Origin of the sequence: Streptomyces sp. DvalAA-43, assembly GCF_900091725.1 — a bacterium.
Taxonomy (GTDB): domain Bacteria; phylum Actinomycetota; class Actinomycetes; order Streptomycetales; family Streptomycetaceae; genus Streptomyces; species Streptomyces pulveraceus.
The window spans coordinates 137275-148516 of the sequence record NZ_FMBW01000091.1; the positions used below are offsets into that span (position 1 = coordinate 137275).

Annotated in this window: 11 protein-coding genes and 1 pseudogene; 5 read left to right on the forward strand and 7 right to left on the reverse strand. The window is 69.4% G+C overall.

The window, feature by feature from the left end; genetic code table 11:
• Positions 1-22 precede the first annotated feature (22 nt).
• Positions 23-757 (reverse strand): annotated as a pseudogene (locus tag GA0115234_RS38140) (MFS transporter); the annotation flags it as partial.
• Between the two features lie 99 nt (positions 758-856).
• On the opposite strand from GA0115234_RS38140, the gene GA0115234_RS38145 reads away from it, so the two are divergent.
• On the forward strand, positions 857-2356 hold the full coding sequence (locus GA0115234_RS38145) for a condensation domain-containing protein (RefSeq protein ID WP_093550942.1): 1500 nt from the start codon (positions 857-859) through the stop codon (positions 2354-2356).
• The gene (locus GA0115234_RS38150) at positions 2353-3642 is read left to right on the forward strand and encodes an MFS transporter (RefSeq protein ID WP_093550944.1); all 1290 of its coding nucleotides are present in this window, start codon (positions 2353-2355) and stop codon (positions 3640-3642) included. Before GA0115234_RS38145 ends, GA0115234_RS38150 begins: the two co-directional genes overlap by 4 nt.
• A gap of 25 nt (positions 3643-3667) precedes the next feature.
• Here the strand turns inward: GA0115234_RS38150 and GA0115234_RS38155 are convergent, their stop codons facing one another.
• The 6 genes from GA0115234_RS38155 to GA0115234_RS38180 all read right to left on the reverse strand — a co-directional run bounded on the left by GA0115234_RS38155 (position 3668) and on the right by GA0115234_RS38180 (position 9131).
• The gene (locus GA0115234_RS38155) at positions 3668-4327 is read right to left on the reverse strand and encodes a YdcF family protein (RefSeq protein ID WP_093550946.1); all 660 of its coding nucleotides are present in this window, start codon (positions 4325-4327) and stop codon (positions 3668-3670) included.
• Positions 4328-4345: 18 nt separating this feature from the next.
• On the reverse strand, positions 4346-5386 hold the full coding sequence (locus GA0115234_RS38160; protein WP_176729387.1) for a hypothetical protein: 1041 nt from the start codon (positions 5384-5386) through the stop codon (positions 4346-4348).
• Positions 5383-6708 (reverse strand): hypothetical protein, encoded by a 1326-nt coding sequence (locus tag GA0115234_RS38165; protein ID WP_256088914.1) that lies wholly within the window; start codon positions 6706-6708, stop codon positions 5383-5385. The genes GA0115234_RS38160 and GA0115234_RS38165 overlap by 4 nt, the downstream gene beginning before the upstream one ends.
• The gene (locus GA0115234_RS38170; RefSeq protein WP_141718535.1) at positions 6705-6962 is read right to left on the reverse strand and encodes an acyl carrier protein; all 258 of its coding nucleotides are present in this window, start codon (positions 6960-6962) and stop codon (positions 6705-6707) included. Before GA0115234_RS38170 ends, GA0115234_RS38165 begins: the two co-directional genes overlap by 4 nt.
• Before the next feature lie 12 nt (positions 6963-6974).
• A complete protein-coding gene (locus GA0115234_RS38175; RefSeq protein WP_093550950.1) occupies positions 6975-8150 on the reverse strand; it encodes a radical SAM protein in 1176 nt (391 codons plus the stop codon).
• 558 nt (positions 8151-8708) lie between these two features.
• Positions 8709-9131 carry a secondary thiamine-phosphate synthase enzyme YjbQ gene (locus GA0115234_RS38180; protein ID WP_093550952.1) on the reverse strand — a complete coding sequence of 141 codons (423 nt, stop codon included), beginning with the start codon at positions 9129-9131 and terminating at the stop codon, positions 8709-8711.
• Between the two features lie 92 nt (positions 9132-9223).
• Here GA0115234_RS38180 and GA0115234_RS44550 point away from each other — a divergent pair, with 92 nt between their 5' ends.
• The 3 genes from GA0115234_RS44550 to GA0115234_RS38190 all read left to right on the forward strand — a co-directional run bounded on the left by GA0115234_RS44550 (position 9224) and on the right by GA0115234_RS38190 (position 11151).
• A complete protein-coding gene (locus GA0115234_RS44550) occupies positions 9224-9307 on the forward strand; it encodes a putative leader peptide (RefSeq protein WP_350692898.1) in 84 nt (27 codons plus the stop codon).
• Positions 9308-9511: 204 nt separating this feature from the next.
• The gene (locus tag GA0115234_RS38185; protein ID WP_176729388.1) at positions 9512-10405 is read left to right on the forward strand and encodes an ABC transporter permease; all 894 of its coding nucleotides are present in this window, start codon (positions 9512-9514) and stop codon (positions 10403-10405) included.
• Positions 10378-11151 (forward strand): ABC transporter ATP-binding protein, encoded by a 774-nt coding sequence (locus tag GA0115234_RS38190; RefSeq protein WP_093550956.1) that lies wholly within the window; start codon positions 10378-10380, stop codon positions 11149-11151. The genes GA0115234_RS38185 and GA0115234_RS38190 overlap by 28 nt, the downstream gene beginning before the upstream one ends.
• Positions 11152-11242 lie beyond the last annotated feature (91 nt).

The window sequence follows — 11242 nt, forward strand, 5'->3', positions numbered from 1 at the left end:
GCTACGGCGGCGGTGCCTTCCCACTGCTGATACCCGACGCGAGACCGCCCTCCTGCGGGCTGACCGACTGGATGGCCGCGCCGGTCAGCGGCGACATGGACAGGGCGAAGCCGGTGCCGGTGATCGCCAGACGCCACCAGACGTTCCCGTAACCGGTGTCCGCGTGGACGAACCCGAGCGTCAGCAGGCCGACCCCGGCCAGGGCCATCCCGGCGGTGACCACGATCCGGAAGCCGTACCTGGCGGCCGGCCGACCCGCGAACGGACTGACGATCGCCATCCCCAGCGAGATGGGCAGCGTCTCCAGACCGGAGTCCAGGATGGAGGCGCCCTGGACGGTGACGAAGAACTGCGAGAAGAAGAACACCGAGCCCATCAGCGAGAAACCGACCATCACCATGGCCGCGTTGGACACGGTGAACAGCGAGTTGCGGAACATCCGCAGCGGCATCATCGGCGTCGGGTTGCGCTGCTCCACGGCGACGAACACGACCAGGATCACCGCCGCGGCGACGAGGCTGGTCAGGATGGGGCCCGAGGTCCAGCCCTGGGAACCTCCCTCGATCAGGCCATAGGTGAGCGCCCCGACACCCAGGATCGACAGCACCGTGCGCGGGACGTCGATGGCCGGGGCAGCGAGATTGCGGGACTCGCTCAGGGTGGGCAGCGCGGCCAGCAGCAGGACCACACCGATGGGCACGTTGACCAGGAAGATGGCGCGCCAGTCGAACGCGTCGACCAGGATGCCGCCCGCCAGTTGTCAATCCGTTCAACCCTGGGGCATCCGGACAGAGGCCGCCGACGGCTCGTCCGCAGTGTGGGTCAACGCATCCGGCTCCTCCCGGAGTCGCGCCGCATGTCCCGTGACTCTTGCCGTGATCCCGGCGAGGACCTAGCATCCCCTCTCGATCGACAAAATTGGTCCAGTCCAGTCCCGTTCAAGGCTGAACACCACGTCGGGAGACTCTTGTTGCCCCCGTTCCCGCTCTCTCCGGAACAACAGAGCATGCTCTTCCTGGAAGGCCTCTTCGGTCCCGGGATCTTCCGCAACACGCTCATCTCCCTTCCGCTCCGGCCCGAGACGACCGAGGCCCGGGTCCAGTCCGCGATCACGCGTCTGCAGCAGCGGCAGGAGGCGTTGCGCAGCGGCTTGGTCGGGCGTGCGCCCTACCTGCAGCGGATCGAGGCCGTCGCCCCTCGGCTGAGCACCGTCATCGCTCGCCCCGGCGAGAGTGCGGGAGACCTGCTGGCCGCCAGGAAGGCCGATTGCCTGGTGTCGGCGCAGGTGCGCGAGATCCCTGGTCGCGCAGAGTACGCGCTGATCGAGGACTCGGCCGGGCGGGAACGATTCCTGCTGGTGACCCTGGATCACCTCGTCTGCGACGGACATGCCGAGCGGGTCCTGACAGCCGAGCTGACGACCCTGCTGGAGGGCGCTCTCGGGTGGCGCGGGAACGATTCGGACGAACTTCCGGTGAGTTACCGGGAGTTGTGCGAGAAGCGCGTCGACGCCGCGGCGCGTGCTGAGCGCGAGACACGGTACTGGTCCCGCTCCCTGGAGCGCCTCGAACCGGTTTCGGGACTGATCCCCCGGCCCGGCGGAACGGACGCCGGGCCGACAGGTGGACTGTTACTGGGCCAGGTGCAGAAACTCTATCGTGGACCTGCCCTGCATACGCTGGTCGGCGCCGTCTGCCGAGCCCAAGGGGCCACCGCTTTTTCGGTGTTGGCGGCGCTGACCGCGGCGGCGATCTGGCATCGTGGTGGCCCCCGTACGCTCGCGCTGTTCACGCCGGTCTCGACTCGGCAGCGGTCCGGGTTCGGCGTCGCGGCCGGCTGCTTCGTGCACGACCGTCCGGTGGTCTGCCACATCGATCCCGATCAGGCCCTGTCCGACTGTTTCAAGTCCGTCATGGGCCAGAATCTGGCCGCTCTCCGCTTCTCCGCGCTGAGCGTCGCGGATCTTGCCTGCGCCATACCACCGTTGGGTGTGGCGCTGCTCTCCGACGGCATCGACTATGTGCAACTGCATGTCGGGATGCCGGCCGAGGCCGCAGCCGACCCCGCGGCCGCTACGCGTTCCACCGCCGATGCCACCGGTCCGGTGCCGGCCCCGGACGAACGCGAGCCCCGTGATCTGGGGCCCTTCCGTCCGGCCCAGGACTTGAGTGTCACCACTCTGCGCTTCGAGTTCACCCCCGAGGCGACGACCGTGCGGGCCTTCTGCGGGGGCGCTCCCGGCGGGATGGCCGTGGCCGAGGGTCTCGCCGACGACGTGCTGGCGCTGTTGGCCGGCGTGCTGCGCAACCCGGATGGCACAGTCGCGGCCCTGGTCGAGAGCTCGTTGCCGCGGTGAAAGCGCGGGCGCGTTCCGGATACGGCGGTGCCGTAGCGGAGAAACAGCGTGAACGGCGGCTGTGGTCACGGGACTTCAAGCTGTTCTTTCTCTCCCGTGCTGTGGCCCGGCTCGGTGACACGATGCTACCGGTGGCGCTGGCCGCAGGGCTGCTGCAGCAGGGTCACAGCGCCACGTCGGTCGGTGTGGCCATGGCGGTACCCACGGTGTCCTGGGCCGTCCTGGTCATCTTCGCAGGGGTGATCGCCGACCGTGTCGATCCACGGCGGCTGATGATCGGGGCGGACCTGCTCCGGCTGGTCAGTCAGTCCTTCGCGGCCGGCATCTTCTTCTCCGGCCACGTGGCGCTCTGGCAGATCCTGGTGATCGGTCTCGTCAACGGTGGCGCCTCGGCGGTCTTCCAGCCCGGAGTGGCCAGTACGGTGCGCCAGTTGTCCGCGGACGCGCAACAGGGCAACGGGGCGATCCGCACCGTCGAGGCGGTGATGTCGCTCGTCGGTCCGGCGGCGGCCGGGCTTCTGGTCGCCGTGGCGTCGGCCGGCAGCGTCTTCGCCGTGCACGCCGGCACATACGCGGCCAGCGCCCTGTGTCTGTGGGCGGTGCGGCCGCCGGACCGTGCGGCGCCGTCGGGAACGCGCGCCGAGGAGGCGGGTACGACACCGTCCGCGACCGGCGGCATGTGCCAGGGCCTGAGAGAGGGCTGGAGGGCGGTCCGGGTACGGCCGTGGCTGTGGGGCGTGCTGGCGCTGTGGAGCTTCTTCGCGCTCACAGCGCGTGGCCCCACCACCCCGCTGATCGCGACGGAGATGGTCCAGCAGCACGGCGTGACCGACTACGGCCTCGTCAACTCGGCGCTCGGCTGCGGCACCGTCGTCGGCGGGATCCTCGCCATGCGGCTCCGGCCGGCCTTCCAGCTGCGGGCCGGAGCCGTGGGCGTGGCGCTGTTCGCCGTCTTCCCGTTCGCGGTGGGCAGCGGGCTGCCCGTGCCGGTGATCGCGGCGGGCGCGGTCATCGGAGGGCTGGGGATGGCGTTCTGGGGGGTGATGTGGGCAACCAGCATCCAGACCCAGGTCCCGCACGAGGTGCTCAACCGCGTGTACGCCTACGACATCGCCGGCTCGATCGCCTTTCTGCCGGTCGGCGAGGCGCTGGCCGGGCCCGCCGCGGAGCTGTTCGGCCGACGCTCCATGCTGCTGGCCGGTGCGGTGTGCACCATGGTGGTGTCGGTGGCGCTGCTGAGCGTGCCGGCGATCCGACGGCTGCGGCGGGTCGACGGTCAGGTCTGAGGCGGGCCGCGCTCCGGCTGTCCGGCTACGACTTGACCAGGCGGCTGTCGAAGCCGGCCCGCACCAGATGGTCGTATGCCCCTCGCACCGGGGCGGGCACCGGCTGCTCGGTCGCGAACCCGAGCCGCGGATACTCCTGTATTCTCTGCAGCTCTCCGACCAGCATGTCGATGACGAGTTTGCGATCTCCGATGGCCGCCAGGTAGTCCTCCAGGCCGATGCGTTCGGACGCACACTGCACAGCGACCTCCGGCCACACCTTGCGACAGGTGGCATAGGCCCGCCGCTCCATGTACGGCTTGCAGATGAGCATGACGGAGTCGACGGCCAGGCCCCGCTGGTCCAGCAGCGTTCGGGTGTAGGTGATGTTCTGTCCGGTGTTGGCGGCGCACGGCTCGACCAGCACGGCATCCTCGGGCACGCCGAGAGCGATCGCGTGCTCCCGGTAGTGCACCGCTTCGCCGCGTGGAAAACGGTCCTTGGTGGTGGGGCTGTTGCCGCCGGTGAAAACGAGAGTCGGAAAGAGCCCGGCGCGGTAGTGGCCGACCGCGGTCGTCGCGACCCCTAGATCATGGCTGCCGAGTCCGATCGCAGCCGAGCAGGGGCGGACCGGGCGGTCCAGGAGCAGGTAGTCCCACATCTGCCGTGCGGCGTGCAGATCCTGGTCGTGGATGGTGATGGTCATGAGTGTTCCACCTTCGCCTCAGGTTCGCGTGGTCAGCAGGCCGTCGAGCAGATTTCGCGGCCGGGCGGCGGCGCCGAGCAGCGCCCGGTGCAGGGGTTCCAGGCGTTCCGGGGCGAAGCCGCAGGCCCTCCAGTCGTCGTAGGACAGGGCAAAGCCGAGTTGCTGCCACAGCCGTCCGTTGGCGGCCTCGTGGCTGCCCGCCGGCTCCAACAGGATCAGCGGGGTGGCCGTCGAGAGGCTGTCGAGCAAGGTGCCACCGCCCGGCTTGCTGACGATGGCACTCGCCGACCGGGCCAGCTCATACGGCAGTTGACGCCCCTGTCCTTCGGGATCCGCGGGATCCGCGGGGACTTTGAGCAGTGGTGGCAGACCGTCGTCGTGCCAGGGATGCCAGTCGGGGTCGAGAGTGAAGCAACGGGCCCAGCCGACGGCCGCGGGCGCCTCCGGCACGATCAGATCGAGCGGCAGGCCGGCCCCCGCCAGCTCCCGCGCCCGGTCCCGGTAGCTGCCGATGGCCCAGCCGCCGCCGTGCACCAGCAGCCGCCCCTCGCGTGCGGACCAGGGGATCGGCGGGCGTGTGTCGACGGGGATGGTCCAGGGCAGGGTGCCGTCTTCGCGGGCCAGCCACACGTGCTCGGTCTCAGGTGCGTAGCGGCCCGCACGGCGGTACGACGGTGAGACCACGGCATCGACATGGCAGGCGACGGTGCGCGTCGGCCGACGGCCGAGGTAGCTGTCCAGGAGGCGCAGCCAGAAGCCGGAGAAGACCACGAAGGTCTCCACTCCCTGCTCCTCCCAGTGCTTCTCCAGCGCTCCCACGGCCTGTGGCGTGAAGTCGTCCACCGGGTCGGTCGCCAGGCCCTGGGCGGCCACCGCGAAGCGCAGATCCCGCTGGAAGCACCGGCGGGACTCCACCACGGCCGCCAGCCGGTCGCCGGGCAGCCAGCGTTCCAGTACGTCGACCATGACGTCCGCGCCGTGCTCCCGTAGCCGCTGGGCAAGGCGCAGACCTGGAACATGGGCACCGAGCGCCACCCCGGAGGTGAGGACGGCGATCATCCTGTGGGCACCTCCGTGCGTGTCGCGCTGATCCCGGCGGTCGCCGCGCACTTCTCGGTGCGGGCGCGCAGCGCCGGGAAGTCGCCCGGTCCGCAGAATGCGGCGCAGACGAGCCGACCCCGCGGGGTGCACAGACTGCCGCCGGACAGTGGCAGGACCCCGGGCCGTGCGCCGCCGCCGTACAGCAGTCCCGCCGCACGCAGCGCGGACAGCAGTGATGTCACGTCGGTTCCGTGCTCCACAAACATGTCCTGTTGCCACAGCTGCGCCCGCAGGCCGTACGGCCGGACGCGTTCGTCGAGCTCCAGCGTCAACAACCCCATCGACATGCGGGCGTTGATCTCCAGGACAGGCAGCCAGCCGCCGTCGGCCAGCAGCATGGAGTCGATTCCGACAGGGCCGGAGTAGCCCGCCACTGCCAGGGCGCGGGCCACCTGCTCCAGGATGGCCGGATAGCCACGCCGGTCGAGCTCGGCCGACAGGTCCGGCGGCACCGGGTGGGAGGCCGCGTGCCGGTAGCCGCCGTTGGTCATGCCTTGCAGGCCGCGCAGGGACCAGGAGCCGTCACGGCATATCTCCAGGTGGGCGGAGAAGTCCTGGGCCCGCTCGTAGCGGGGCTGCACCACCAGCTCGGTGCGCAGTCCCTCGTCCTCCTGGGCCCGCAGTCTGCGCACCAGTCGGCGCAGCGCCCCCGGCCCGGTGACCTCGACGGTGCCGCGGCCCGCCACCCCGTAGGGGTCCTTCACCAGGACCGTTCCTTGCAACCGCTGCACGGCGGCGGCCAGTTCGTCGGCGGATCGGACCACAGTGCCCGCCCCGGGAAGTTCGAGGGCGCCCGCCAACTCCGATGACCATGCCTTGCCATTGACCTGTTGGACCACCGAGTGGTGCGGCAACCCACCGGCCTTGTCGGGATGTTGCCGCAGCAGTTGTTGGGTCGCCGGAAGCACCGCGTACGGCTGGATGGCCGCGGCCGTGGCCACGGCACGGCACAGTGCGGGATCATCGGCGATCGCCTCTTCCACGGCGGCGTCGGCGTCGCCTGTCGCGGCTGGTCCGGCCGCGACGGACCGGAAGGTGATGCCTGCCGCACCGAGGGCTTCGAGCTGGGACTGGGCCAGGGTGCCGCGGGTGACCAACAGGTCGTCCGGCCGACAGGCCGCGGCAAGCGTCTCGTCCAGGCCGGAGATCACCGTGTGGGCCTCGGCGCCCGCCAGGCTCGGTAACCGGGTGAGGGAGGCGGGGCGCCAGAGCCGCTCCGCGTCGAAGGTGCCGAAGCGAGCGGTACCCCGGGGCCGCAGTGGGCCGGTTCCGACCGTCACCGGGAGGGTTCCCGGCGTGCGATGACTTCCGCGCTGAACATACGGACCGATGTGAGGTGCTGCAGGCTCAGGTTCTCGAAGTCCAGCTCGATGTCGAATTCGTCCTCGATCTGCAGCAGGAATTCGATGGCCTCCAGCGAATCCAGACCGAGGGCAGTCACCATGTCGACGTCGGGCGATATCCGAACGGGCTCAAGTCTGCGGCTGAGCACGTTGGTCAGCACCTTCATCACGCGCGTCTCGGTGTCGGTCATCTCCTGCACCGTTCACACCCCGTTCATGTAGAGAAGAATGCACTTCGAGCAGACCGGCATCATTCCCGTCTCCGCCAGGATCGTCCGGACTCGGCGGAACCGTTCGCTCTGCCACAGTTGCAGCGTCGGCGTCTCGTACAGATTCCCGACGACGAACTCCGGGAAGAACTTGCACGAACTCACATTGCCGTCCGCATGCACCTCCATGCGGTTGGTGACGGCCAGGCAGCGGGTGCGCCGCTGCGCCGGCTGCGAGGTGCCGAGGATGAACGACTCGACCTCGCCGTCCGCCAGTTCCGGCTGATAGCGGATCCGCGGCGCCCAGGTGCGCGAGGCCAGTCGGGCCATGGACTCCTGCAGCACCGGCAGCAGTTCCTCGGGCAGCCGGTACGTGTAGGAGTGCCAGGTGGGCCGGGCCGTACCGGTATCGGGCTCCAGCCAGGCGAAGTGCTCGCGGTAGACCTCGTCCATCGCCCCGGCGACCTGCGGGCTGATGTACCAGGGGAACTGGAAGTAGACGGTGTTGACTCCGGTTTCCTCCGCCCACTCCATGAACTCGTACATGCGATGCACGGTGACATGGGAAACCATGCATCCGACCGACACCTGGCCGCGATACTCGCCCTTTCGCTGCAGGTCGAGCATGGCTTCCATGTTCTTCATCGTCCGTTTGAACGTGCCGCGACCGCGCAGTTCGTCGTGGTCGGAGTCCAGCCCGTCCAGGCTCACGAGAAGGTTGAGGTGCTCCCCAATGCGCAGCAGATCATCCATGTGGCGCTGGAAAAGCAGACCGTTGGTGCACATGGTCACGGTGCGCGGATAGCTTTCGATCAGGCGCGACACCTCGTCGAAGCGGCTGTGCATCAAGGGCTCGCCGCCCCAGATGTACAGGCGTCCGGGCACCCCCGACGTCTCCTGCAGTATGTTCTCGATCAGTTCCGGGGCGAGTTCCTGCCGCTGCTTGTCGATTCCCCAATCCCGGAAGAACCCCTGCTCATTCCACTGATAGCAGTGCGTGCAGCGAAGGTTGCACTTGTATGTGAGCTGCAGGCTCACCTCACGCGGGATGTCTGCCGCATAGGCGCGGTCGGCGCGTAACCCCGCCCGGGATTCAGAGCGAATTGCGACCGTATGCTTGATGTCCGCAAATTCTTTGGCGGTGAGCTTACGGCTCGTCCTGGGGGACATCTCTCTCCTCGGTTCGGCTGGCAAGGCTAAGCGAATTCGTGGAGCAATGCGACGCATCGTGGCGTGCGTACACCGCCACTGTCAACCACTACTCGGCACGCCGAGCACCAGCCTCAACTTGCCTGCGGACCATGGACTGTTCGTCGACATGACCCCAGGTAGAGGCTTGACACCCACAGATGGTCTAGGCCATTATTCCAGGGTCTCACCTGCTGGTCCGGCATGGGTGAACCGCTGTATCTGGATTGCCACCCCGGAGGTCGGCCGTGGAATCGAGCGCGTTGGACAGGTCTGCCATGACGGTAATTCATCCCGGCTTCACCAGAACGACGACCGGCGCAATATAAATGACCCGGAACAGGCCGCCGCATTGATCCCTTGAGCGGTTTCAGCCGCCGGACGACAATGAAAAGGACCTCGCCGGGCAGAGCAGGCGGCGCACCGCTGCTGCCGACGCCGCCGAGTACCGCGCCGAAGGAGACGGGTCGTCGGCGGCCCCTCTCCGGTCACCGGGGGCGTCGGTCCGGCCGGGCTCAAGACCTCCGGACCGCTTCCTCGTCACGCAAGGAATGACAGCCGCACCTGCCGACGAGGATTGTCCTTGTTCGTATCCACCAGGCACACCGACTGCCACGTCCCCAGCTCCAGCCGGCCGCCGATCACCGGAAGCGTCGCGTGCGGGGGGACCAGTGCGGGCAGTACGTGGTCGCGGCCGTGGCCTGGGGTGCCGTGGCGGTGCTGCCAGCGGCCGTCGGCGGGCAGCAGGGTGTGGAGGGTGGCCAGGAGGTCGTCGTCGCTGCCGGAACCGGTCTCCAGGATGGCGATGCCGGCCGTGGCGTGCGGTACGAAGATGTTGAGGAGGCCGTCCCTGGAGGCGGCGTTCCGGGTGAGGAACTGCTCGCAGTCGGCTGTCAGGTCGGTGACGGTCTCCGTCGTTCCGGTGGTGATGTGCAGGACGCTGGTGGCGAAGGCGTGGGGCATGTGTCCATCTTCCCGCTCGTGCGGCGAGATCTCGCGTCCATCTGCCGAGACACCATTGACCGTTTCAGTCAGGGATCGCTACGTTCGGCGCCATGTTCCGTTCAGCTCTGCTCACTTCGCGCGGTCACATCGACCTGCTGCGGGTGGCCTCCGCCGCGTGTCGCCGCGGCTGCTGACGTTCTTCAGCACTTCCTCCCGCCGGTGACCCGGCGCTCCGGCCACCCGTTCCCACGGCTGTACGCGCCTGCCCGTATGCGCCCCGGCGTACCCCGGCCCGCCCACCACGCCTCGTGATCACTGTGCCGTAACCCCGGCGGTGGTCCGCGCGCCCGTGGCCGCGGCGCGCCTCCCCCTGTCCGTGGACTGCTCATGGAGCCCTCATGACCATCGGCCATGCTCTCGCCCCACCGGATATGTCATCGGAATCCGGAAAGATCCCTGTTCCGGCCGCTCATCGACCGCTCGATCTGGAGCCCGTCGTCCCGGCCTCCGCGCGAGGTACGCGGCTGCGTGCCGTGCCCCGCTGGCTGCGGCGTACCGCCGGGCCGCTGCTGCTGCTCGCGCTGTGGCAGGTGCTCAGCGCCACCGGGGTCCTGCACCCCGATGTGCTCGCCTCGCCCGGCACCATCGCCCGCGCCGGATCGGATCTGATCGCCGACGGGACGCTGCCCTCGGCCATGGCGGTCTCACTGCGGCGGGTGGCCGCCGGGCTGGTGCTCGGAGGTGTCGTCGGAACGGCGCTCGCACTGGTCTCCGGGCTCTCGCGGCTCGGCGAGGACCTGGTGGACGCGAGCGTGCAGATGCTGCGCACCGTGCCCTGGGTCGGACTGATCCCGCTCTTCATCATCTGGCTGGGAATCGGTGAGGCCCCGAAGGTGGCGCTCATCGCGCTCGGCGTCGCCTTCCATCTGTACCTCAATGTGTACGCGGGCATTCGCGGCGTCGACGCCCAGCTCGTCGAGGCCGGGGAGTCGCTGGGGCTCGGCCGATGGGGTCTGGTCCGGCACGTGGTGCTGCCGGGCGCGCTGCCCGGTGCGATGACCGGGCTGCGCTACTCGCTCGCCACCGCGTGGCTGGCCCTGGTCTTCGGCGAGTCCGTCAACGCCGACGCCGGGATCGGCTTCCTGATGAACCAGGCCCGGGAGTTCTTCCGTACCGACGTCATCGTCGTCTGCCTGGTCGTCTACGCCTTCCTCGGCCTCACCGCCGATGTCATCGTCCGCACGCTCGAAAGGCTGCTGCTGCAATGGCGACCGACCTTCACGGGGCAGTGAGCTCCCCCTCTCCGGCCGGCCCGGCCGGGACCGCCGTGCGGGTCGAGGGGCTGACCCGCTCCTTCGGCGGCAGGGCCGTCGTCGACGGACTCGATCTCACCCTGCGCACCGGGGAGTTCACGGCGCTGCTCGGGCGCAGCGGCTGCGGGAAGTCGACGCTGCTGCGGGTGCTCGCCGGACTCGACCGTGAGATCGAGGGCACGGTGCTCGTACCGAAGCGTCGGGCGGTCGCCTTTCAGGCCCCCCGGCTCATGCCGTGGAAGAAGGTCTGGCGCAATGTGCTGCTGGGGCTACCCGGGAAGCTCGAACGGGCGGTCGCCGAGCGGGCGTTGGCGGAGGTCGGGCTCGCGGAGCGGTCTGGGGCGTGGCCCAAGACGCTCTCCGGGGGCGAGGCCCAGCGCGCCTCGCTGGCCCGCGCCCTGGTGCGTGAGCCGGATCTCCTGCTGCTCGACGAACCGTTCGGCGCGCTGGACGCGTTGACCCGTATCAGGGCACAGCGGCTGGTGGCCGAGGTCTGGCAGCGGCGTGGATGCGCCGTGCTGCTGGTCACCCACGATGTGGACGAGGCGCTGCTGCTGGCCGACCGGGCGCTGGTGATGCGGGACGGAGCGATCGCCTACGAGACGCCGGTCGCCCTGGACCGGCCGCGCGGCGCGAGCAGTCCCGGATTCGCCGCGCTGCGCTCCCGGCTGCTGACCGAACTGGGCGTCGAGGGCGATGCCGCCGGTGACGCCGAGGCCGCCTGAGCCGGGTCTGCCGCATATCCATTGACGCCGAGGCGACCTGGGCCGGGTTCTGCCGCACATCCGTATCCCGCCCGCGCCGTACGACGAAAGA

Bases quoted from the DNA above. Each gene is read 5' to 3' on its own strand.
- GA0115234_RS38145 (WP_093550942.1), top strand. From the start codon at position 857: ATGTCCCGTGACTCTTGCCGTGATCCCGGCGAGGACCTAGCATCCCCT.
- GA0115234_RS38155 (WP_093550946.1), bottom strand. From the start codon at position 4,327: ATGACCATCACCATCCACGACCAGGATCTGCACGCCGCACGGCAGATG.
- GA0115234_RS38160 (WP_176729387.1), bottom strand. From the start codon at position 5,386: ATGATCGCCGTCCTCACCTCCGGGGTGGCGCTCGGTGCCCATGTTCCA.
- GA0115234_RS38170 (WP_141718535.1), bottom strand. From the start codon at position 6,962: ATGACCGACACCGAGACGCGCGTGATGAAGGTGCTGACCAACGTGCTC.
- GA0115234_RS38175 (WP_093550950.1), bottom strand. From the start codon at position 8,150: ATGTCCCCCAGGACGAGCCGTAAGCTCACCGCCAAAGAATTTGCGGAC.
- GA0115234_RS38180 (WP_093550952.1), bottom strand. From the start codon at position 9,131: ATGCCCCACGCCTTCGCCACCAGCGTCCTGCACATCACCACCGGAACG.
- GA0115234_RS44550 (WP_350692898.1), top strand. From the start codon at position 9,224: ATGTTCCGTTCAGCTCTGCTCACTTCGCGCGGTCACATCGACCTGCTG.
- GA0115234_RS38185 (WP_176729388.1), top strand. From the start codon at position 9,512: ATGACCATCGGCCATGCTCTCGCCCCACCGGATATGTCATCGGAATCC.
- GA0115234_RS38190 (WP_093550956.1), top strand. From the start codon at position 10,378: ATGGCGACCGACCTTCACGGGGCAGTGAGCTCCCCCTCTCCGGCCGGC.